A 22,513-nucleotide genomic window follows, 5' to 3' on the forward strand; every position below is an offset into this window, starting at 1 on the left:
CTCTATCTTACCTGATCCATCCTGCTTGTCAAACCCGCTCGATCCGAGCTGCTCGATCTCATCAGGATGGCCTCGAAGACTTCGAAGCCTGCGCCAGGCCCGTCGGCCTTGCCGTCGTCCCCGGCGCGGAATGAAACTCTAGCACCATCTCTGAGCGAATGTAAACTCGGCGTGAACAGCGCCCCGAAATCCGCGCCAGCACTGGGATCCAGCCCTGTCAGGGCCCCTCTCCGGGAGCTGCACGCGGATGAGACCGTGGTCACAATTCGCGACGCACGGCTCACGCTCGCGACATCCCCCTGGTCAAGACTCCGCCTGCAGCAGCATCGAGGGCCGGAAGACCCACTGCCCCTGCCAGCGAGAGAACAGGTCCATCGCTTCAGAGAGCATGGCCGCTCGGAAGAACACCGAGTCCACTCCGGTGGTGTCTGCCTCAGACTGCCGGTAGCCCTCAAGGAACACCTCGGAGACGTCCTCGTACCACTGTCCGAAGTTCACCGCGTCCACCTCGGCCGGCTTCTTGCCCTGGTGGCCCTCGCTCGCGGCTTCCATCACCACGTTGGCGAAGGACATCAGCATGGTGACGACGTCCCGTAGCGGCAGAGCCTGGTCTGCCATGCCGCCGTCCTCATTGAAGATCCATCGTTCCGACTCCGGATCCGCCAGGTGGGTGTGCGCCAGGCCCAAGGCTCCATGGATGCGCTGCACCTGCAGAGGCTCGTCGACCTCTCGCAGCTCGGAGAGCATCAGGTCGACGACCTCCGCCATGTCCGTGCGCTCATCGTCGTCGAACTCCTCACGGACCTGCTCCCAGTGGGCCCGCAGATCGGTGCGTGCCTGGTCCGCCATCACCTTCAGCTGCTCCCGGCTCTGCGGGTGCCCGCCGAACGCCGTCGCCAGGTCCGCGTGGAAGTCACCCAGGGCACGACCCATCCGCCGAGCCAGGCGCTTGAAGGTCTTCCCCTCTGCCATCGCCTTCCTGGCCAGGGTCCGTCCATCGGGGGCTTGGCCGATCGCCTCCCGGATGATCGCCAGGTCACCTGTGGCCCAGGCCTCCTCCACGCCTTCTGCCAGTGCGGCCGTGCGGTCCTCCCACGAACAGCTCACCACGCCGAGCACCTTCGCGATCGAGGACGAGTCGGACTCGGTCAGCGTCATCGCGGTCTCGAGCTCGATGTCCCGCACGGAACGGGGGCGTCGCTGGAACTCCACCACGGCGCGCTGGGACAGACCGGCGTCGTCGGAGAGCCCCTCAGGGGTGACCATCGTGCGGGTCACCGGGCGGAGCTTCGACTCGCTCGCCGTCCGGCGCAGCTGGACGGTGAAAGGGGACCACTGATCGAACCCGGCCATGGCCTCTCCCCTGGACCGCCCATTGCGACTGCCCTGCCGGCGTCGTGCCATCTCCAGCCAGGCGGCCAGGAAGGCGCGGTCCCGGGCGCCGTCGTACAGCCACACCTCAGCGCCGTCGGCTCGGGCCAGCCGGCCGATGAAGGCGTTCTTCCCCGCCAGGGCGGAGGGCCGACTGCGCACGGCCACCGGAACGGCGACCTGGTCACGGTGACGCTCCCGTCGAGACGCGACGTGGTCCACGTCGAAGACGTGCACCTCCAGGAACAGCTCCGGGTCGGCATCGCCGGCGGGAGTCGGAAGGCGGAGACCGCCCACGCGGGTGAAGACGCGACGACCTCGGCGCGCAGGGAACCACGGCTGGTGGACCAGCCAGTTCTCCATGACTTCCAGGAAGCCAGGCTGCTCCTCACCACGCACTCGCGCCATCCGTGCCTCCTCACACCTCAGATCCGGACGGGCCTGCCCGCCCCCTCACCGACGTTACCGCAGGGTGACCCCGATCTCGTGGCGATCCGCGCGCTCAGTCGGCACGCCGACGACGCATCGCCACCTCATACAGGGAGATCCCCACCGCCATGGAGGCGTTCAGCGACTCGGTCGAGGAGGCGATCGGCACCGAGACGATCTGGTCGCAGGTCTCGCGCACCAGACGCGACAGCCCGCGGCCCTCCGAGCCCACCACCAGGATGATCGGTTCGAGCGCCAGCTCCAGCCCGGGCAGTTCGACCTCTCCGCCGCCGTCGAGCCCCAGGACGAAGTATCCCTGATCCTTGGCCTCCTTCAGCGCCTGAGTCAGGTTCTTGGCACGGGCCACGGGGATCCGTGCCGCCGCCCCGGCCGAGGTCTTCCACGCCGTGGCGGTGACGCCGGCGCTGCGACGCTCCGGGATCATCACGGCGTCGGCGTCGAAGGCCGCCGAGGCACGGAGGATGGCGCCCAGGTTACGAGGGTCCGTGATCGAATCGCAGGCCACCAGCAGCGGCTGATGCGGGATGTGGCCCTTCTTCGCGCTCTCCAGGAGGGACTCGGTCAGCTCCACCGGGTCGGCGTAGTCATAGGGCTCCAGCACCAGAGCAACGCCCTGGTGGACGGCGTCGCCGGTGGTGGTGTCCAGCTGACGGCGCGCCACCTCCTTGACACGCACACCCTGCTCCGCGGCATGGCGCAGTGCGTCACGCACCCGTCCGTCCGAGTCGATGTCGGTGGCGATATGCAGCTCGCGGGCCGGCACCCGTTCGGCCAACGCCTCGACCACCGCGTTGCGCCCGGCGACGACGTCATCGGCTCCGTGCCCGGAGCCGCGCCGGCCGCGGGACTGCTGCTGAGTCTGCTTGGCCTGGGCGCGCTCCGCCAGCTTCTTCTGCCGGTGGGCCTTGTGATAGACCCGGTCCTCCGCCTTCGGAGTGGGGCCCTTGCCTTCGAGCTTGCGGCGCCCCTGCCCGCCGGAGCCGACGACGGCTCCCTTCTTCTGCTTCTTCCGCACTGCGGCGGACTTCGGTCGAGAGTCCTTAGCCATGAGCGGCCTCCTTGTCGGTTCCACGGGCCAGGGACCAGCGGGCGCCGTCGCGGGAGTCCTCGATCTGCACCCCGACCGCCGTCAGCCGGTCACGGATGGCGTCCGCGCGCGCATAGTCCTTCGCCGCCTTGGCCTCGGCCCGTTCCTCGAGCAGACCCTCCACCAGGGAAGCGAGGGCGGCGTGGCCGGCGTCGTCCGCAGCGCGGCTCGGGGACGGGACGTCCAGCAGGCCGAGCACCGAGGCCATCGTCGCCACCTCCCGAACACGGGCGACGGCTGTGCCGCGGTCTCCCGCATCCCAGGCGGTGTTGCCGGCCCTGACAGTGTCGTGCAGCACCGCCAGGGCCGCAGGCACGTTGAGGTCGTCGTCCATCGCCGCGGCGAACCCCTCGGGCACGGCATCGCCGGGAGCGATCTCCTCGACCTCGCCTGCACGGGCGAGGAAGGTCTCGATGCGGTCGACGGCGGCCTCGGCCTCAGCCAGGGAGCTCGGCCGGTAGTCCAGCTGGGAGCGGTACTGCGCCTGACCCAGGAAATACCGCACCGCCACCGGTCGGGCCGACGCCAGCATCTCCTCTGGAGAGATCGTGTTGCCCACCGACTTGGACATCTTCTCGCCCTCGTAGGTGACCATGCCGTTGTGCAGCCAGTAGCGGGCGAAGCCGTCGCCGGCCGCGGCCGACTGGGCCAGTTCGTTCTCATGGTGCGGGAAGCGCAGATCCAGGCCGCCGCCGTGGATGTCAAAGGTCGGACCCAGGTACTTGGTGGACATCGCGGAGCATTCCAGATGCCAGCCCGGCCGACCACGACCCCAGGGCGAGTCCCAGGAGGCAGACTCCGGCTCCCCGTCCTTATGTCCCTTCCACAGCGCGAAGTCGCGCGGATCCCGTTTGCCGCGCGGATCAGCATCGGGGGCGTCCTGCATGTCCTCCACCCGCTGGCGGGTCAGCTCCCCGTAGGCGGGCCAGGAACGGACGTCGAAATAGACGTCGCCGGAGTCGTCGGTGGCCGGATAGGCGTGGCCGGCGTCGATCAGCCGGCGGATGAGCGTGAACATCTCTGTCATGTGGCCCGTGGCGCGCGGCTCATACCGGGGCCGACGCACACCCAGGGCGTCATAGGCCTCATGGAAGGCCTGCTCGAAGCGATAGGCCAGGGCGAACCAGGGCTCCCCCGCCGGGTAGTCCTCATCCGGCACGAAGTCCGCGGCATACGACGCGGCAGACTTCTCCAGGATCTTGTCATCGATGTCGGTGACGTTGCGGACGGACAGGACGTCGTATCCACTGTGCTCGAGCCAGCGCACCAGGATGTCGAAGGCCACCGCCGAGCGGACGTGGCCCACATGCGGGCGGCCCTGCACGGTGGCCCCGCAGTAGTACAGCGAGACCCGTCCCGGCTGGAGGGGCTCGAAGTCGCGGACGGTCGCCGTCTTGGTGTCATAGAGTCGCAGTGCCACGGGGAAAGCCTAACTGACCGCTGGCGACGGGGACTGCGGGATCAGCACGGCAGTGGCGGTGGCCAGCACACCCTCGCCGCGGCCGGTGAAGCCCAGCCCGTCCGAGGTGGTCGCGCTGAGCGCTACCGGGGCCCCGGCCGCCGCCGAGAGCACCCGCTGCGCCTCCTCGCGCCGCGGACCGAACTTGGGGCGCCTCGCCACGAACTGCACCGAGATGCTGCCGATCTCGAATCCTGCCTCACGCACGATCCGCGCCGCCTCCTCCAACAGTCGCACACCGGAGGCTCCCTCCATGTCCTCCCGGTCCGTGCCCAGGGTGTCCGCCCCGAAGTGCACGCCGAGGTCTCCGACACCGGCGGCGCTGAACAGGGCGTCGCAGGCGGCATGGGCGACCGCGTCGCCGTCGGAATGCCCGGTGAGTCCCTGCTCGCCGGGCCAATGCAGGCCCGCCAGCCAGAGCTCCCGAGGCTCCCCCGCCGATGCCACAGCGTGGACGTCATGCCCGATGCCGACCCGCGGGACGACGACGGCCGGGGGCCTCCCCGCAGGGTCCGTGCCCGGCGAGGACGGCTCAGAGCCGCGCTCGGCGAGCAGCGCCTCGGCGGCCAGCAGATCCGCCGGAGTCGTGATCTTCAGCGCACGGGCGTCCCCGGAGACCACGGCGACGTCGACCCCGAGGGCCTCAGCGACCATGGCCTCATCGGTCAGCGCCTCGGCCTCCTCCGCCTTCAGCTCCCCCAGATGGGCGAAGGCCCGCAGCAGGAACTCCAGGGTGAAGCCCTGCGGCGTCTGCACAGCCCGCAGCTCGGCCCGAGGCAGGGTCTCGCGCACCTGCTCGGCCTGCTCCGAGTGGTGGCCGAGGCGTCCGGCCGGATCGACACGCTTGATCGTGTCCGTCACGGGGACCGCTGGCACGACGGCGACCGAACCGGCCTCCACCTGTCGGGCCACCCGCTCGGCGACGTCCGCGGGGGTCAGCGGCCGGGCGGCGTCGTGGACCAGGACGGTCAGGGAGCGTTCATCCCACCCATGGTGCCGGGCCTGCTCGGCCACGGCGTCCACACCACGCGCCACGGAGGCGGGACGGGAGGGGCCGCCGTCGCGGACGATCACCGGGATGCTCGCGCGGCGCGCATGCTCGGCGCCGAGCGCCGCGAGCCGCTCCCGGGCCGGCGGCAGCCCCGGCAGCACGAGGACCACGAGGTCGATGCCGAGGCCGGGCGCCCGGAGCGGGCCGAGAGAGTCCAGCGCATGCGCCAGCAGCGGACGGCCGCCGAGCTCCACGAGAGCCTTGGGAATGCCGTGCCCCAGACGCTGTCCGCTTCCGGCCGCGACAATGACGAGCGCCCGGTGCTGTTCAGCATCCGGGCGCTTCGTCTCAGCCGGTGCGACCTGGGGGCCCACCTGATGATTCACCTGTTGTGTGCCTCGCTCCGTGGTCGGGCCTCAGGTCACTTCTTCGCCGACGCGGCGTCGGCGTCCTGCGGCTTGGGCGCCTCGTCCAGCACCTCGTCCAGCAGCTTCTCCGCCTCGTCCTCCTCGAGCTTCTTGGCCAGAGCCAGCTCGGAGACCAGGATCTGCCGCGCCTTGGCCAGCATCCGCTTCTCCCCCGCGGAGAGGCCTCGGTCGTTCTCCCGGCGCCAGAGGTCCCTGACCACCTCGGCGACCTTGTTCACATCGCCGGAGGCCAGCTTCTCCAGGTTCGCCTTGTACCGACGCGACCAGTTCGTCGGCTCCTCGGTGTACTCGGCACGCAGCACATCGAAGACATGCTCCAGGCCTTCCTTGCCGACCACATCACGCACGCCGACCAGGTCGACGTTCTCCGCCGGAACCTCGATCGTCAGGTCGCCCTGGGAGACGCGGAGCTTGAGGTACATCTTCTCCTCGCCCCTGATGGTACGCATCTTGACCTCTTCGATGGTGGCCGCTCCGTGATGCGGGTATACGACTGTCTCGCCGACCTCAAAAATCATGTAATTGTTCCCCTTTCCCGCGGACAAGTTTATCACGGATCACATGCGCGACAGCGTGTCGGATCCCACCCTTGCCGTCACACGGCATAAGGTGTGCGGCCGCAGTTCTTCGACAACCTGTAGAATCACGGCTGACACCCGCCTTCCGCGCGGACCTGGGGTCGACGTCGACCTCGGGCCTGGTCACCGCCTTCCCCGGCGGCGTCCGTACCATTCTCCGCGCGGCCACATCTGCGGCGTGACGCCTCCTGACACGGACACAGATGACGTAGTCTGGAGGCGATCATCGTCGCACCGACATCGTGAGGAGACTCTCGACGTGAAGCTCGCCCCCTCCCAGGTCCGCCGCGCGGCCGCGGCATCCCTGGCCGCCGTCGCCGTCATCGGCGTGACCGGCTGCAGCGCCATCAACTACCAGGCGACCACGCACCAGTACTCCGGGTCGGACGGCGTGCGCGTCGACATCGACGACGTGAAGTTCCGGCACATCGCCTTCGTCGGCGCCGAGGAGGGCGGACCCGCCCGTGCCATCGGCACCGTCAACAACGGCGGAGTCGAGGACGTCGAAGTCGAGATCAGCGCCGACGGCCAGTCCCACTCCTTCACCGTGCCGGCCGGCCAGGCCGTCTCCCTGGAGAACGATGAGGAGTTCATCGTCGAGGGCTTCAGCGGAGCCCCCGGCAGCATCCACGACGTCACCCTCACGGTCGACGGCGACACGGAGGACATCGGCGCCACCGTGCTCGACGGCGTGCTGCCCGAGTACCGGGCCCTGCTCCCGGACGGCTACGACGAGGCCGTGGTGGAGCACCTCGAGCACGGACCGGACACCTGGGGCTCCGGGGCCGCACACCACGACCCGGACGACGACGGCCACTGAGCATCCGCTCCGGCCGACCCGTGCGGTCGGCTCCTGCGAGGAGGGCCCAGCCGAGAGATCGGCTGGGCCCTCCTCGTATCTGCGGGGGCACCCACGACCCGCAGGCCAGGGCCGCCGCTCAGCGAGCGGTCGCCTCCCGCAGCATCCGCCGCAGCCGGATCGGATCGAAGCGCCAGAAATCGCGCACCCGACCGTCGATCCGCAGCACCGGGATCTCCTCAGCATGGCGGGCCAGAGCCTCCGGATCGGCGCTCAGGTCCACTTCCACCGGCTCCAACGCGAACTCCGCACAGGCCTCGGCGGTGACCGCCAGCGCCTCCTCGCAGAGATGGCAGCCCGGCTTGGTCAGCACCTCCACGAGGACGCCGCGGTCCCCCGCGCCGCCCGGGCTCACCGCACTCTGCTCCTGGGACGGATCCATATCAGTCAGCCTCCTGGTCGTCGATGAGACTCAGCCGCCCCGGACCTCCCCGGAGACGACCAGACCCCGGGAGCGCGGACGCTTCCGGGGTCTGTGTCAGCTCAGCTGAGCTTACTTCTTGTTGCGCCGCTGGTGGCGAGTCTTGCGCAGACGCTTGCGGTGCTTCTTCTTCGCCATACGCTTGCGGCGCTTCTTGATCACTGAGCCCATAGGGAGCAGATCCTTGTCTGTCGGTGAATAGTCGAAAGGTCTCGGAACAGTGTAGCGGTTACTGGGCCCATGCCTGGAATCGGCCCTCAGCGCCTGGTCAGTCGAACCAGGGGTCGAGCCCGTAGTGCGGGAACAGCTCTTTGCGCGTCTGCATGACCGCCCGGTCCACCGCGTCCGCGGGGTCATAGCCGAGCTCCCAGCTGCGCCACCACAGTTCGGCGTCGTCGTGCATCCGCTCCGGGGTCTCCACACCGCAAGTGCGCCGCACGTAGTCCCGCCAGGGCTCGGGCACCGCGGTGCGCAGCGGCAGCGGATCGCCGGCGGCGATCGCCACCAGATGCGTCCAGCTGCGAGGCACCACCCGGTGGACCTCATACCCTCCCCCGCCGGTGGCGATCCAGCGGTTCTGACAGTGCTCCTCCGCCAGATGCGCGACGTCCAAGGCCAGCTGACGCTGCCCGTCGATGCTGAGCCGACAGTCCGTCAGCGGGTCCTCCTCATGAGTGTCGCAGCCATGCTGGGACACCACCGCCTCCGGGGCGAAGGCCTGCACCAGCGGCGGCACCACCGCATGGAAGGCCCGCAGCCAGCCGGCGTCGCCGGTGTGGGGCGGAAGCGCCACGTTGACCACGGTGCCGGCGGCACTCGTGCCGTCCGGCGCAGTACCGCCAGTCTCATCGGGGAACCCGGTGCCCGGATACAGCGAGACCCCGGTCTGGTGCAGCGAGATCGTCATGACCCGGGGGTCGTCGTAGAAGATGTCCTGGGTGCCGTCGCCGTGGTGGGCGTCCACGTCGAGGTAGACCACCCGGGACAGCCCGCCGTCCAGCAGCCGCTGGACGGCCACGGCCGCGTCGTTGTACACGCAGAAGCCGCCCGCCCGCGCCGGGCCGGCATGGTGCAGGCCCCCTGCGAAGTTCACCGCATGGACGGCCTCCCCGGTCAGCACGGCTTCCGCGCAGAGTCGGCCGCCTTCAGCGATCCGCGCCGCCCCGGCATGCAGCTGGGGGAACACCGGGGTGTCCTCGGTGCCCAACCCGTGCTGCGGGGCGGGGAGACCGTCCGCCGAAGCGGCTTTGACGGCCCCCACATAGTCGGCGTCGTGGACCGTCAGCAGGGTGGCGTCGTCGGCGATGCCGGGCGCGACGAGACGCACCAGAGGGTCGTCGAGGATCCCGAACTCGCGGCAGAGCCTGTGGGTCAGGTCCAGGCGCACCGGATCCATCGGGTGGGTGGCGTTGAAGCGGTACTCCAGCAGCGCCGGATCCCAGATCACGGTGGTGGGAACGGCGGCGTGGAACGAGGGCTGTGTCACACGCCCGAGCCTACGACAGGACGACCCGGATAGGCGATCAGGCGCTCTCGGCGAAGTGCTCGAGCTTCGTCACGTCTCCGGAGACGATGATCGTGTCCCCCGGCGACACCAGGGTGTCCGGCTGGGCGTAGACGAACTCCTTGCCGGGGGACTTCACGCCGACCACATTGACCCCGTGTCGACGCCGCGGCTGGCACTGGTCGATCGTCTTGCCCTGCAGGTCCTTCGGCGGCCGCATCTTGACGATGGCGAAGTCGTCGTCGAACTTGATGAAGTCCATCATCTGCCCGGAGACCAGGTGCGCGGCGCGCACGCCGGCGTCGTGCTCCGGATAGATCACGTGATGGCACCCGATGCGTTTGAGGATCTTCCCGTGGGTGGGGTTGATGGCCTTCGCCCAGACGTGCCGGACCCCCAGGTCCACCAGGTTCACCGCGATCAGCACCGACGACTCGATGGAGGTGCCCACGCCGACGACCGCCGAGTCGAACTCGTCGGCGCCGATCTGGCGCAGCGCCTCGATGTCGGTGGCGTCGGCCTCGAGCACATGGGTGAGCGTGTCCGAGTACTTCTGGACCAGCCCCCGGTGCCGCTCGACGGCGAGCACCTCCTTGCCCTGGGCCATGAGCTGCTCGGCCAGCGCGATGCCGAACCGTCCCAGCCCCACGACCAGCACGGGACGATTGCGTTGTTGACGGCGATCACCCAAGGATCGGCCTCCCCTCCGGATAGCGGTAGCGCGTCGTGCGCTGACGCACGGTCAGCGCCGCCGCGAATGAAATGATGCCCACACGGCCGGCGAACATCAAGGCGGTCAGGATGTACAGGCCCGACGGCGGCAGCTCCTCCGAGAGCCCGGACGTCAGCCCCACCGTCGCGAAGGCGGAGATCGACTCGTACAACGGCCGCTCCATGTCCTGGCCGGTGATGTGCATCAGCGCCAGCGTGGAGATCAGCACCAGCGTGGCACCCATGGCCACCACCGAGACCGCCACGCGCACGGCGGAGCCCGGGATGGTCCGCTCATGGGCCACCGACTCCTTGTCACCGCGGGCCTCGGCCAGGAACGCCAACCAGATCACCGCGATCGTGGTGACCTTGATGCCGCCCGCCGTGGAGACCGAACCGCCCCCGGCGAACATCAGGGCGTCCGAGATCAGCATGGTGGTGGAGTTCTCGTCGTTCGAGGTCACCACGGCGAATCCGCCCGAGCGCATGTTCACCGAGGCGAACAGCGAGCTCTGCAGCTTCTCCCACATCGGCATCTCGCCGATGGTGGCGTTGTTGTTCCACTCCAGGAAGGCATAGATCGCGGCGCCGGCGACCATGAGCAGCGTGGTGACCTCCACCGTGAGCTTCGCGTGGAGGTTCCAGCTGCGGTAGTGCCAGCGGAACCGCCACAGCACATACAGCACCGGGAAGCCCAGGCTGCCCATGAAGACGCCGATCATGATCGCCCAGACCGAGATCGGGTCATAGCCGATGTCCGCCAGCCCCTCGGAGTGGATGACGAATCCGGCGTTGTTGAACGCCGAGATCGCATAGAAGATCCCGTGCCAGAAGCCGGTGACGACGTCGCCCTCGATGGCGATCAGCCGCGGCACCAGCACGGCCGCCAGGGCCGCCTCGATGGCCAGCGAGATGATGATGATGATGCGGATCAGGCTGGCGACCTCACCGAGCTGATCCGTCTTCCAACCCTCCTGGGCCAGCCGCTTGGTGCGCACCCCCAGGCTGCGAGACACGCTCGCGGCCAGCACGGAGGCCACGGTGAGGATGCCGAGGCCGCCCAGCTGGATGGCGATGATGATGGTGATCTGCCCGGCCAGAGACCAATGGTCCGCCGTGTTCACCGGCGTCAGCCCGGTCACCGTGGCCGCCGAGGTGGCCACGAACAGGGCGTCCGGCAGAGATGTCGGACGCCCGCTGGCCGTGGCCCACGGCATCATGAGCAGCGACGTGAAGAAGGCGATCGCGAAGGCGAAGATGAGCAGCGCCGCGCGGGCCGGGGACGCCCCGGCCATGGCCTTCATCCACCCCATGAAGTCTGACCACAGGCCCCCTCGGGCCTGCGGCTGTCGGTCCCTCACCATGGAAGAGAGCCTAGACCTGTTCTCGCAGCTGTGCGGTCATCTCCGCGGCCCGGTCCGCGCTGGCCTTCACGGCAGCCACCACGGCCTCCGGGACGCCATGGGCGTCCAGTTGGCCGATGGCCCGCTCCGTGGTTCCGTTGGGCGAGCACACCGCTCGCCGCAGGGCGGCCGCATCGGCGGCGCCCGAGACGTGGTTCTCCACCAGCATCGTCCCCGCGCCCTGCACGGTCCGGGCGGCGAGGTCGGCGGCCAGCTCAGGATCCAGCCCCAGCTCCACGCCGGCGGCGGCCATGTGCTCCGCCAGATGGAACGCGTAGGCCGGCCCGGAGCCGGAGATGCCGGTCAGGGCATCGATCTGGGCCTCGTCGATGACATGGACTGCCCCGCAGGCCTCCAGCAGGCCCTTCACCCGGTCAGTCTGGTCCGCGGTGACGTGGGCGCCCGGCACCAGGCCGACCACACCGAGGCCCACGGAGAGCGGCGTGTTGGGCATGGAGCGGATCACCGGCTGGCCCGCGCGCAGGGCGTCCTGCATCATCTGCAGGTCCACCGCGGCGGCCACCGAGACCACCACCGCCTCGGGCCTCAGCGCGTCCCGGATCTCCGTGCACAGGGCGACGATCCCATGCGGCTTCACGCCCAGGAAGACGACGTCGGCCTCGGCGGCCGCGCGACGGTTGGCCTCGGCGTCGTCCTCCTCCGCCAGCACAGTCACGCCATGCTCAGCGGCCCGCGCCCGGGCGGAGGCCGCCGAACGCGAGGTGGCGACGACGTCGTCGGCCGAGACCCCCGAGGCGAGAAAGCCGGACAGGATGGCGCCGTTCATGGACCCGAGCCCCAGCATCGCGATGCGCATCAGGACTTCTCCTCCTCCGTGTCAGCTGCGTCAGCCGTGTCATCGACCCCGGCCCCGTCGGCCGAGGCCGCGCCGCGCGCCAGGTGGCGGCGGGCGAACTCCAGTGATTCTGCCAGCCAACGCTCCTTCTCACCCACCTGCTTGGCCGCACGGGTGGCGACCTCCACCGCCACCACGCCTCGGAACCCCTGCCCGTCGGCGAAGTCGGGAGAGGCGATGAGCTCCAGGGTCTCCGCGACGGGCTGCTCGCCGTGGCCGGGGATGAGGTGGTCGTCCTTGAAGCCGTTGGACCAGCCGTCCGTCAGGTGCACATGCCGCAGCCGGCCGCCCAACCGGCGGCAGGAGTCCAGCGAGTCGGCCTCCGCGGTGGCCGCATGGGAGAAGTCCCAGGTCACGTGGGGGTAAGCCTGACCCACCGGGTCCCAGTGCGGCAGGTACATGGCCGCGGTGCGCCCTCCGGCCTTCCACGGGTACATGTTCTCCACTGCGAAGTGGACCCCGGTGTCCTGCTCCAGCTTGGCGATGCCGTCCGCGAAGCCCTCCGCGTAGCCGGCCTGCCAGCGGAACGGGGGGTGCGCCACCACCGTGGCGCACCCGACGGCGGCGGCCAGCTTGGCGCTGCGCCGCAGCTTCTCCCAGGCGGAGCCCCACACCTGCTGGGTCAGCAGCAGCGTGGGCGCGTGGATGGCCATCACCGGCAGCCCGAAGCGCCAGGACAGCTCGTTGAGCACGTCGGCCTGCTGCGTCTCGGCCCGGTGGGTGACCATGACCTCCATGCCGTCGTAGCCGAGATCGGCCGCCATGGAGAAGCCCTCAGCCGCCCCGAGGGGGTAGACCGAGGACGTGGACAGCGCCACCGGGATGCGCGGCTCAGCGGTGGGCATGTTCGACCGCCGCTCGAGTCGCCGCGACGTCGCGGCGCGTCGGCCGCCTCAGCTCGCGGGCGAGGTCCACATGGCCCACCCCGGGCGCGTGGGCGACCTCGACGCCGTGCTCCCGCACCAGGGCGTCCAGCCGACGCAGGATCAGCCCCTCCCGCAGCGCCCAGGGGCAGATCTGCAGCTCGTCGATGCCGAAGGTCTTCATGGCCGCCTCCGCCACCAGCGCACCGGCGAAGACCTGCCGCGCGCGCACGACGGAGACGCCGGGCAGCTCCGCCCGCTCGGTGGCGCTCATCTGGCCCAGCCGCTTGACCAGCGGCTTGAGGTCCTTATGCGCCAGCGTACGACGCACATAGGGGCCGGAGGCCGACGGTGCCGCGCCAGTCATCCGGGCCAGAGAACGAAACGTCTTGGAGGTGGCCAGCACCTCGGTATGGGAGTTCAGCATCGGGAACTCCAGGCGGGCGGCCGCGATCTCCTCCCGCACATAGGTCTTCAGCGCCTTGATCTGCTCCTTGGTGGGGGGATCCTCGGTCAGCCAGTCCCGGGTCAGCCGACCCGCGCCCAGCGGCACCGACATCGCCGTGCTGGGCAGCTCGTCCTGCCCGTAGGCCATTTCGAAGGAGCCGCCGCCGATATCGAAGTTCAGGATGTGGCCCGCGCTCCAGCCGCGCCACCGACGGGCGGCGAAGAACGTCATGGCCGACTCCTGCGCCCCGGTGAGCTCCATGAGCTCCACATCGGTCTCAGCGGCCACGCGGGCCAGGACCTCGTCCCCGTTGGTGGCTTCGCGGATCGCCGAGGTGCAGAAGGACAGCAGATCCTCGGCCCGGTGCCGGGCGGCGAAGCGGGCGGCCTCGTCGATGAACCCGATCAGCTCGTCCTGCCCCGCCCGCGTGATGGCGCCCTCGGGGTCCAAGTGACGGACCAGGGACAGCGGCCGCTTATGCGAGGCGAAGGCTTCGGGCTTGGCTCCGACGTGCGCGTCCACCAGGAGCAGGTGGACGGTGTTGGAGCCGATGTCGAGCACGCCCAGTCGCATGAGACCCCTACTTCCCCGACCCTGCGGTGGCGGGCTTGGCACTGGAGGACTTCTTCGTCGTCGTGGACTTCGCCCCGGAGGACTTCGAGGACTTCGACGAACCGGACTTCGTGGAGGTGCCGGACTTCCGTGCGCCCTTCTTCGCCGGCGCCTTGGCGCGCTTCTCGGCCAACAGCTCGAAGGCCCGTTCCTTCGTGAGCGACTCCACCGAGGTCCCCCTCGGCACCGTCACGTTCGTCTCCCCATCGGTGACGTACGGACCGAAACGGCCGTCCTTGACCACCACGGGCTTCTCCGAGGTGGGATCCTGCCCGAACTCGGCCAGGGGTGCGGCCGCCTGACGCCGACCCCGCTGCTTGGGCTGGGCGTAGATCGCCTGGGCCTCCTGCAGCGTGATCGTGAACAGCTGCTCCTCCGACTCCAGCGAACGGGAGTCGGTGCCCTTCTTCAGGTAGGGACCGAAGCGCCCGTTCTGAGCGGTGATCTCCTCGCCGTCGGCGTCGACGCCGACCACCCGCGGCAGGGAGAGCAGCTTCAGCGCGTCCTCGAGCGTCACCGTCTCCAGCGACATCGACTTCAGCAGGGAGCCCGTGCGGGGCTTCTCCTTCTTGGGCTTCTTCTTCGGCTTGGGCTTGCCGTTCTTGTAGTACTCGGTGGGCTGGGCGTCCAGATACGCCTGCACCTGGTCCTCGGTCATCTCCTCGATGACCTCGGTGACATAGGGGCCGTAGCGGCCGTCCTTGGCGACGATCTCCCGGCCGGTCTCCGGGTCATGTCCGAGCACCCGGCCGGAGTGCTGGGCCTTCTCGAAGAGCTCCTCCGCACGCTCGGCGGTCAGCTCGTCCGGAGCAAGGTCCTCGGGGATGTTGGCGCGCAGCGGCTCTGCGCCCTCCCCGCCCTCGGGGTTCGGACGCTCCAGGTAGGGCCCGTACCGCCCCACACGCAGGGTGACGCCCTCCGCAATCTCCATGGAGTTGATGGCCCGGGCGTCGATCTCCCCGAGGTTGTCGACGACGTGACGCAGCCCTTCGGCGCCGCTGTCGGCTCCGAAGTAGAAGCCCTGCAGCCACGCCTCCCGCTCGATCTCTCCGCGGGCGATCTGGTCGAGGTCGTCCTCCATGCGTGCGGTGAAGTCATAGTCCACGTAGCGGCCGAAGTGCTCCTCCAGCAGCCGGATCACGGAGAAGGCGGTCCAGGAGGGCACCAGGGCCGCCCCGCGTTTGGTCACGTAGCCGCGATCCATGATCGTGGAGATCGTCGGTGCATAGGTGGACGGGCGACCGATCTCCCGCTTCTCCAGCTCGGCGACGATGCTCGCCTCCGTGTAGCGGGCCGGCGGCGTGGTCTCGTGCCCCTTGGCCCGGACGTCCTCGCCGGTGAGGTTCTGTCCCTGCTCCAGTTTGGGCAGCCGCCGGTCCGAGGATGCGGCGTCGTCCTTCTCCCCCTGCTCCTCGCCCTCGGCGGCGGTCTTCTCCTTGACCTCCTCATAGGCGGCCAGGAAGCCAGGGAAGGTGATGACGGTTCCGGAGGCACCGAACGTGGCGCGCCTCCCGTCGGAGGCCTGACCGGTCAGCCGCACCGAGGCGGTGAAGCCCTTGGCGTCGGCCATCTGCGAGGCGATGGTGCGCTTCCAGATCAGCTCGTAGAGGCGGAACTCCTCCTTGGAGAGCTCCCCGGCCACCTGGCCCGGGGTGCGGAAGTGGTCTCCCGCCGGACGGATGGCCTCGTGGGCCTCCTGGGCGGAGTCGTTCTTCTTGGCGTAGTGCCGAGGCTTCTCCGGCACGGACTCGGGGCCGTAGAGCTCGGAGGCCTGACGGCGCGCCGCGGTGATCGCCTCATTCGACAGCGTCACCGAGTCGGTGCGCATATAGGTGATGTAGCCGTTCTCATAGAGACGCTGGGCGACCTGCATGGTCACGCGGGAGGAGAACCGCAGACGCCGGGAGGCCTCCTGCTGCAGCGTGGAGGTGGTGAAGGCCGGGGACGGCCGGCGGCTGTAGGGCTTCTCCTCGAGGGAGTCGACCTCGAAGCGCGCCTGGGTCAGCCCCTCGGCGAGCGACTCGGCGGCCGTCCGGTCCAGGACGGTGACCTCGGACTTCGACCGGGTGGACTTCAGCGTCCCGCGGTCGTCGAAGTCCGCCCCGGTGGCCACCCGGGCGCCGTCGACGGCGTGGAGCTTCGCGGCGAAGGACTCGCCGGCGTCGGTGGTGAAGGTCCCCGCCAGGTCCCAGTACGAGGCGGGGATGAACGCCATGCGCTCCCGCTCCCGCTCGACCACCAGGCGGGTCGCCACGGACTGCACCCGGCCTGCGGACAGGCCGCGGCCGATCTTGCGCCACAGCACCGGGGAGATCTCATAGCCGTAGAGGCGGTCCAGGATGCGCCGGGTCTCCTGCGCGTCGACCAGGTCCTCGTCGATCTGGCGCACGTTGTCCAGGGCGCGGGTGATCCCCTCCCGGGTGATCTCGGTGAAGGTCATCCGGTAGACCGGCACCTTCGGCTTGAGCACCTCGAGCAGGTGCCACGCGATGGCCTCACCCTCGCGGTCGGCGTCAGTGGCCAGGTAGAGTTCGCTGGCCTCCTTGAGCGCCCGTTTGAGCTCCGAGACCTTCTTCTTCTTGGACTCGGAGATCACGTAGTACGGCTCGAAGCCGTCCTCCGGGTTGACCGCGAACTTCCCGAACGGGCCCTTCTTCATCTCCGCCGGCAGGTCCGAGGGCTGCGGCAGATCACGGATATGCCCGGCCGAGGCGTCCACGATGAAGTCGTCGCCCAGATACTTGGCGATCGACCTGCTCTTGGCCGGCGACTCGACGATCACCAGCTTCTTGCCTGCTGCGGCCTTGGGGGGCACTGCACTCCTCGACGTCGGGTTGGGTGGGCGGCGGTGCTCAATATATCAGTGCCGTCAGACGGCGCCGTCGTCGGCCTCCGACCCCGTCTCATCGGCCCCGTCCCCGGAATCCGCGGGCTCTTCTGGCCCCTCCGGAGCAGCCCGGCGGACCGGCTCCTCGATGGCCGAGACGAAGTAGTGCAGTCGACTGGCCGGGTCCTCCTCAGGGTGCTCCGAGCAGGCCTGCTCGTACTCGGCGACCAGGGCGTAGAGCCGATCCTTGAACTCCTGAGCACGATCCTCATCCAGCGACAGGATGCCCGAAGACAGGATGGGGTGCAGCTCCACCGAGCTGGGACCGCGCTGCTCACGCCGCAGGATCTCGTCCCCGATGCGTCGCTGCAGCGACTTGATCTGCGCGTTGGCGTAGGCGTTCTTGGCGTGCGCCGAGGAGTCGAACCCGGAGATCCGCAGCCGCCGGGCGGCGGCCTGCCAGTACCGGTTGCGTCCGTCCCCGGCATGCTCCACCCGCCGGATGTATCCGTACTTCTCCAATGCCCGCAGGTGGTAGCTCATCGCCGAGGGCGAGATGTCGCACTGGGCCGCCAGTTCCGTGGCTGTGTAGACCCGATGGGTCCCGAAGAGCTCGTCCAGGGCGGTGAGCCGCGCCTCATGGGCGAGCGCACGGATGGCCTGGACGTCCTCGATGACGACCGACGGCGGCAGGTCCTCATGGTCGTGCCCGCTCCTCGGGGCCGCCGGACCTGTCGCGGCGTCATCGTGGTCTGCGAGTGCGGCGCGAGGTGACATGGTGGGAAGTCTAGACGAGCGGATGTGACGCAGACATCATCGCGCGTCATCCGAGGACGCCCGCAGCCGCCTCACGCCTCGGTGAGGAACCCGTCCACGTAGAGCTCCAGGACCTCCTCGCGCAGGGCGGAGGTCAGCTGCTCGACGTCGACCGTCCCGTCGTCCAGCAACGCCCCGACCGCGGTGATGAGCTGCCCGGCCTCGAAGTCCCCATCCGCCGCGCCCAGCACGCCCGCGGCCCCCGAGGACACGGGACGCGCCCGGCGCAGACCGCCGCCCTGACGCGCCAGGATGACCTCCGGGTCCGCGGCGCCGAACCGCTGATGCCGCTCCTCGGTGACGTCCCCGGCGACGACAAGCCGCTGATCCAGCACCGCTGCGGGGTCGGCGGCCGCCGCGAGCGCCCGCTCAGCGGCATGCCCCAGGATCGGGCCGAGCGGCTGATCCACGGGGTGGGTGATCTCCTCCAGCCGCACCCAGGACGGCCCCGCGCCGGCGCGGGGCCGGTGCAGCCAGATCAGGCCGAATCCGGCGGCGGTGACGCCACGGGTCGCGAAGTCCTCGACATACTCGGCGTAACGGCGCCGGTAGTCGTCCAGGTCACGCTCCTCGGCCGCGTCGCGCAGCCAGGTCTCCGCATAGCCGGGCCCGTCCTGGAGGTCGCGCTGGACGAACCACGCGTCGAGACCGGCCTCCTGAGCCCAGCCGCGGGGACGCTCCTGCCAGTCCGAGGCCCCATGGACCTCCCAGTTGCCCAGCATCTGGGCGGTCCCACCGGGTGCGAGCACCGCCGGCAGACCCCCGATCAGCTCGGCCATGAGCTCATCGCCGGTGCGGCCGCCGTCGCGGTACGTGTACCGCTCCCCCACGCGGGCCTCGGTGACGCGCGGGGTGATGACGAACGGCGGATTGGAGACCACCAGATCGAAGGTCTCGCCGGCCACCGGGTCCAGCAGGCTCCCGCGACGCAGCTCGACCCGATCGGCCAGCCGGCGCGGGTCCAGGCGCAGCGCAGGCGCATTGAGCAGCAGGTTGAAGCGGGTGAAGGCCAGCGCACGGTCCGAGAGGTCGGTGGCCACCACATGCTCAGCATGGTCCAGCAGATGGAACAGCTGGATGCCGCAGCCGGTGCCGATGTCCAGCGCCCGGCGCACCGGGCGACGGTGGGTGATCGACGCCAGGGTCAGACTGGCCTGACCGACACCGAGCACATGCTCCGCAGGCAGAGGACCGTCCACCTGATGAGCGGAGAGGTCGGAGGTGACCCACAGGTCCGACTCTCCCTCGCGGCCCTGGACCTGATAGGGGCGCAGATCTACCGACGGACGGCAGGTCCCGCCGTCGCGGTGGGCCAGGCCCAGCGTCTCCAGGCCCTCTGCTCCCAGCCGCGGCAGCGCGGCGGAGACGACGTCGGCATCGACCTCCATGTCCAGCAGCCACAGGGCGGTGAACACCGCGCAGGGGTCCGGTCGCTCCTGCTGGAGCAGCCGGGACACCACCAGCTGGCCCGGGGCGATCTGCTCCCGGTCCAGGGCGGCCACGGCCTCGGGACCCAGCAGCTCGGAGACCCGTGCGTTGGTGAACCGGGCGGCCTGAAGCTCGGCACGCAGCACAGCGACGGCGGCAACCGCGGCGTCGCTCTCGGAACGGGGGGCGGGCAGCGCGGCCGCAGCCTCGCGGGACAGGCGGGTCATCGGCGTCGGGGCCTCTCGAGGTGTCCGGAGTTGGGGTCCTGCGGGTGCGCGCTCAGTCGGGCCTCGCAGTCCGCGCAGCGCGTGGTCTCAGGGATGTGGCGGCAGTCCTCGCAGTAGAGCATGAGCGTGGAGCATCCACGGTCCCGACAGTTGTGGAAGGTGCTGGTGGGCCCTCCGCAGGCGGTGCATTCGCCCAGGGTGACGGCCTCCTGGCTGAACCGGGTGTTCATGCGCCCGTCGAAGACGTAGAGCTCACCCTCCCAGTAGCCGGAATCACCGTAGGTCTCCCCGTAGCGGACGATGCCGCCGTCGATCTGATAGACCTCCTCGAAGCCCCGCCGCCTCATCAGCGCGGAGAGGACCTCGCAGCGGATGCCGCCGGTGCAGTAGGTGACCACCGGCTGGTCCTTCAGGTGGTCATACTTCCCGGAGTCCAGCTCCGCGATGAAGTCCCGAGTGGTCTCGGTCTCCGGGACGACGGCGTCCTTGAACCGGCCGATCTGGGCCTCCATGGCGTTGCGGCCGTCGAAGAAGGTCACCTCCGCACCGTCGGCTCGCTTGGCCTCCACCAGCTCGTGGACCTGCTGCGGAGTCAAGTGCTCGCCGCCGCCGACCACGCCCTGCTCGTCGACCTCGATCTCCTCCGGGACCCCGAAGGCCACCAGCTCGGGGCGGACCTTGACCGAGAGTCGAGGAAAGTCCTCGGCACCGCCGTCGGACCACTTGAACTCCATGCCGCGGAACGGGCCGTAGGAACGCGTCTGCTTCACGTACTGCTTCACCGCTGAGAGCTCTCCGCCGACGGTGCCGTTGATGCCGTGGGGGGAGACGATGATGCGACCCTTCAGCCCCAGCTCCCGGCACAGCGTGTGCTGCCACAGCCGTACGGCCTCCGGGTCGGACAGCGGGGTGAAGGCGTAGTAGAGGACGATCCGCGAGATGCTCACGGGGCACCAGGATACCGGCGCACACCGACGATCCGGACAGATCCTTCGCCCCTGGTCAGTCGCCCGCAGATCGTGCTGACCACGGGGTTCAGCGCATCGATCTTTATGAACTCGTTGCCGTGGCCCCTCCCACACCCCCGGTCTGAACTCATATAGTCGTCTCATGACTTCCGAGCTGAACGACGCACTCGTCCGCACCTGGGTGACCGGCTGGGCCCGGACCCACGACTACGACGTCGACCACGACGGAGCCGTCCACTCCGCCCTGCGCTCCGGCGATTCGGACGACTGGGAATACGTCCTCCACGCCCCGGACGAGACCGCTCTGCGCCAAGTCATCTCGGCGGTCACGAAGAGCCCGGGGCGACTGCTGACGCTGATTGCCGAGCCCGGCGACGAGTCCCTGAAGGACTCCATCAACGGCCTCGAGCGCATCAGCGACGAAGAGAAGCTGATGGTCGTCGACATGGGCACCCAGGACGTCGAGGACCCCATCACCCCGGAGGGCTACACCACCACCCGGGAGGACTTCGACGGCTGGACCCTGTTCACCGTCTGCTCCGGCGACACCGTGGCCGCCCGCGGGCGCGTCGCCGTCGTCGACGAGTACGCCGTCCTGGACCGCATCTACACCAATCCCGACTTCCGCCGTCAGGGCCTGGGCACGTTCGTGACCCGCGCCCTGGTGGCCATCGCCCTGGAGGGCGACGTCGAGGAGGGCCTGCTGGTGGCCAACGCCGAGGGCCTGGAGCTCTACGAGTATCTGGGCTGGACGCTGCTGGGCGACGTCTACGTCTACGGCGCCCCGGGCAGCGAACGCATCCGCCCCTCGCACTCCCAGTTCGACGACCTCAAGAGCGAGGCCTGAGCCTCCGACCGTTCCTGCGCGGCGGCACCGCCGCGCCGACCTGAGGGCCGTCTCCTGCGGCTCCGCCCTTCCCGGCGGAGCTCCGTAGGGGGCGGCCCGTCGTCGTCTGAAGCCGCGTCCTCCCGATCCTCCGTGTCACTCTATGAACATAATTCCCATCGACGTGATCATTCTTGTAGAGTCGGCGTCACCGCCACGACAGATCGACCCACCCGGCCGGAGACGCGAGGCCTCGCATCGGCCGCTCCCACCCGTGGCACGTCACATCCCATGACTGAGAGGAGCGGTGATGACCGCCCAGCCATCGTTCACAGACCGACTCGACGCCGGACCGGTGATCTGCGCCGAAGGGTTCCTCTTCGAACTGGAACGCCGTGGATACCTCACCGCCGGGGAATTCGTCCCCGAGGTGGCCCTCGAGCACCCCGAGGCGCTGCGCGCGCTGCACGTGGACTTCCAGCGCGCCGGCTCCGACGTCGTCGAGGCCTTCACGTACAACGGACACCGCGAGAAGATGCGCGTCATCGGCAAGGAGGAGCTGCTCGAGCCGCTGAACCGCGCAGCCCTGCAGATCGCCCGCGAGGTGGCCGACGCGCGCCCCGGCGACCTCATGGCCGGCAACATCTCCAACTCCAACATCTGGGACCCCGCCGACCCCGCCAAGCAGGCCGAGGTGCGCGGAATGTTCGAGGAGATGGTCGGCTGGGCCGTCGAGGAGGGCGCCGACCTGATCATCGGGGAGACCTTCTACTACGCCGGCGAAGCGCTCGCCGCCCTGGAGATCGCCCGCTCCGCCGAGCTGCCGGTGGTGCTCACGCTGGCGCCGATGGCCTTCGAGGAGATGGCCGACGGCCTGGGCGTGGTGGAGACCTGCCAGCGCCTGGAGCAGGCCGGGGCCGACGTCGTCGGCCTGAACTGCTTCCGCGGCCCGGCCACCATGATGTCCTGGCTGCGACAGATCCGCGAGGCCGTGTCCTGCCACGTGGGCGCGCTGCCGATCCCCTACCGCACCACCGAGGCGGAGCCCACCTTCTTCAACCTCTCCGACGACGGCGCCGCCGTGCCCTCCCCGCATGGCCGTACCTTCCCCACCGCGCTGGACCCGCTCTTCACCAACCGCTATGAGATCGGTGCCTTCGCCGCCGAGGCGCACGCCCTGGGGATCAACTACCTCGGCGTGTGCTGCGGAGCGTCCCCGATGCACATCCGCCAGGTGGCCGAGGCGGTGGGCCGCACCACCGAGGCCAGCCGCTACTCGGAGCGCATGGAGAACCACTTCATGTACGGCTCCCATGACCGGCTGCCCGAGCACATCGCGGAGCTCGGCTCCAGGGCCTGACGACAGGGGCCGACGACGGG

General features: G+C 69.6%; 20 protein-coding genes. 3 read left to right on the top strand and 17 right to left on the bottom strand.

Features of this window, described 5'->3' with window-relative positions:
* Positions 1-303: 303 nt before the first annotated feature.
* The 5 genes from Q7C18_RS00005 to Q7C18_RS00025 form a co-directional block, all read right to left on the bottom strand.
* Entirely contained in the window at positions 304-1,779 is a 1,476-nt protein-coding gene (locus Q7C18_RS00005; RefSeq protein ID WP_311023416.1) for a maltokinase N-terminal cap-like domain-containing protein, read from the bottom strand.
* 94 nt (positions 1,780-1,873) lie between these two features.
* A complete protein-coding gene (rlmB, locus tag Q7C18_RS00010; protein WP_070158960.1) occupies positions 1,874-2,869 on the bottom strand; it encodes a 23S rRNA (guanosine(2251)-2'-O)-methyltransferase RlmB in 996 nt (331 codons plus the stop codon).
* A complete protein-coding gene (gene cysS, locus Q7C18_RS00015) occupies positions 2,862-4,328 on the bottom strand; it encodes a cysteine--tRNA ligase (protein WP_311023418.1) in 1,467 nt (488 codons plus the stop codon). The genes rlmB and cysS overlap by 8 nt, the downstream gene beginning before the upstream one ends.
* 9 nt (positions 4,329-4,337) lie before the next feature.
* Positions 4,338-5,732 carry a 2-C-methyl-D-erythritol 2,4-cyclodiphosphate synthase gene (ispF, locus tag Q7C18_RS00020; protein ID WP_311023420.1) on the bottom strand — a complete coding sequence of 465 codons (1,395 nt, stop codon included), beginning with the start codon at positions 5,730-5,732 and terminating at the stop codon, positions 4,338-4,340.
* A gap of 47 nt (positions 5,733-5,779) precedes the next feature.
* The gene (locus tag Q7C18_RS00025) at positions 5,780-6,304 is read right to left on the bottom strand and encodes a CarD family transcriptional regulator (RefSeq protein WP_070162238.1); all 525 of its coding nucleotides are present in this window, start codon (positions 6,302-6,304) and stop codon (positions 5,780-5,782) included.
* 319 nt (positions 6,305-6,623) lie between these two features.
* On the opposite strand from Q7C18_RS00025, the gene Q7C18_RS00030 reads away from it, so the two are divergent.
* A complete protein-coding gene (locus Q7C18_RS00030; protein WP_070162236.1) occupies positions 6,624-7,184 on the top strand; it encodes a hypothetical protein in 561 nt (186 codons plus the stop codon).
* 118 nt (positions 7,185-7,302) lie between these two features.
* On the opposite strand, the gene Q7C18_RS00035 is transcribed toward Q7C18_RS00030, so the two are convergent.
* The 12 genes from Q7C18_RS00035 to Q7C18_RS00090 form a co-directional block, all read right to left on the bottom strand.
* Positions 7,303-7,605: a glutaredoxin family protein gene (locus Q7C18_RS00035; protein ID WP_083277766.1), complete on the bottom strand. Its 303-nt coding sequence runs from the start codon at positions 7,603-7,605 to the stop codon at positions 7,303-7,305.
* A 111-nt stretch (positions 7,606-7,716) separates the two neighbouring features.
* Complete coding sequence (locus tag Q7C18_RS00040) at positions 7,717-7,815, bottom strand: 30S ribosomal protein bS22 (RefSeq protein WP_081652675.1); 99 nt, start codon at positions 7,813-7,815, stop codon at positions 7,717-7,719.
* A gap of 97 nt (positions 7,816-7,912) precedes the next feature.
* The gene (locus Q7C18_RS00045; protein WP_396954314.1) at positions 7,913-9,130 is read right to left on the bottom strand and encodes an acetoin utilization protein AcuC; all 1,218 of its coding nucleotides are present in this window, start codon (positions 9,128-9,130) and stop codon (positions 7,913-7,915) included.
* A 37-nt stretch (positions 9,131-9,167) separates the two neighbouring features.
* Positions 9,168-9,839, bottom strand: a complete 672-nt coding sequence (locus tag Q7C18_RS00050; protein WP_083277765.1) for a TrkA family potassium uptake protein — start codon at positions 9,837-9,839, stop codon at positions 9,168-9,170.
* Entirely contained in the window at positions 9,832-11,223 is a 1,392-nt protein-coding gene (locus Q7C18_RS00055) for a potassium transporter TrkG (protein WP_311023428.1), read from the bottom strand. The genes Q7C18_RS00050 and Q7C18_RS00055 overlap by 8 nt, the downstream gene beginning before the upstream one ends.
* Positions 11,224-11,233: 10 nt before the next feature.
* On the bottom strand, positions 11,234-12,079 hold the full coding sequence (gene proC / locus Q7C18_RS00060) for a pyrroline-5-carboxylate reductase (RefSeq protein WP_311023430.1): 846 nt from the start codon (positions 12,077-12,079) through the stop codon (positions 11,234-11,236).
* Positions 12,079-12,963 carry a sugar phosphate isomerase/epimerase gene (locus tag Q7C18_RS00065; RefSeq protein WP_311023431.1) on the bottom strand — a complete coding sequence of 295 codons (885 nt, stop codon included), beginning with the start codon at positions 12,961-12,963 and terminating at the stop codon, positions 12,079-12,081. Before Q7C18_RS00065 ends, proC begins: the two co-directional genes overlap by 1 nt.
* Positions 12,950-14,002, bottom strand: coding sequence for a Ppx/GppA family phosphatase (locus tag Q7C18_RS00070; RefSeq protein ID WP_311023432.1), 1,053 nt, complete (start codon positions 14,000-14,002; stop codon positions 12,950-12,952). Before Q7C18_RS00070 ends, Q7C18_RS00065 begins: the two co-directional genes overlap by 14 nt.
* A 7-nt stretch (positions 14,003-14,009) precedes the next feature.
* Positions 14,010-16,856: a type I DNA topoisomerase gene (gene topA / locus Q7C18_RS00075; RefSeq protein ID WP_311023433.1), complete on the bottom strand. Its 2,847-nt coding sequence runs from the start codon at positions 16,854-16,856 to the stop codon at positions 14,010-14,012.
* A 54-nt stretch (positions 16,857-16,910) separates the two neighbouring features.
* Positions 16,911-17,645: a helix-turn-helix transcriptional regulator gene (locus tag Q7C18_RS00080; RefSeq protein WP_083277764.1), complete on the bottom strand. Its 735-nt coding sequence runs from the start codon at positions 17,643-17,645 to the stop codon at positions 16,911-16,913.
* Between the two features lie 71 nt (positions 17,646-17,716).
* Entirely contained in the window at positions 17,717-19,339 is a 1,623-nt protein-coding gene (locus Q7C18_RS00085) for a methyltransferase (protein ID WP_311023435.1), read from the bottom strand.
* Positions 19,336-20,286 (bottom strand): rhodanese-related sulfurtransferase, encoded by a 951-nt coding sequence (locus tag Q7C18_RS00090; RefSeq protein WP_311023436.1) that lies wholly within the window; start codon positions 20,284-20,286, stop codon positions 19,336-19,338. The genes Q7C18_RS00085 and Q7C18_RS00090 overlap by 4 nt, the downstream gene beginning before the upstream one ends.
* A gap of 163 nt (positions 20,287-20,449) precedes the next feature.
* Between Q7C18_RS00090 and Q7C18_RS00095 the strand changes: the two genes are divergently transcribed.
* Positions 20,450-21,154: a GNAT family N-acetyltransferase gene (locus Q7C18_RS00095; RefSeq protein WP_311023437.1), complete on the top strand. Its 705-nt coding sequence runs from the start codon at positions 20,450-20,452 to the stop codon at positions 21,152-21,154.
* Positions 21,155-21,443: 289 nt separating this feature from the next.
* The gene (locus Q7C18_RS00100; protein ID WP_311023438.1) at positions 21,444-22,493 is read left to right on the top strand and encodes a homocysteine S-methyltransferase family protein; all 1,050 of its coding nucleotides are present in this window, start codon (positions 21,444-21,446) and stop codon (positions 22,491-22,493) included.
* Positions 22,494-22,513: the final 20 nt, after the last annotated feature.

This window comes from Nesterenkonia sp. CL21 (genome assembly GCF_031705515.1).
In the GTDB taxonomy this organism is placed as follows: Bacteria; Actinomycetota; Actinomycetes; order Actinomycetales; family Micrococcaceae; genus Nesterenkonia; species Nesterenkonia aethiopica.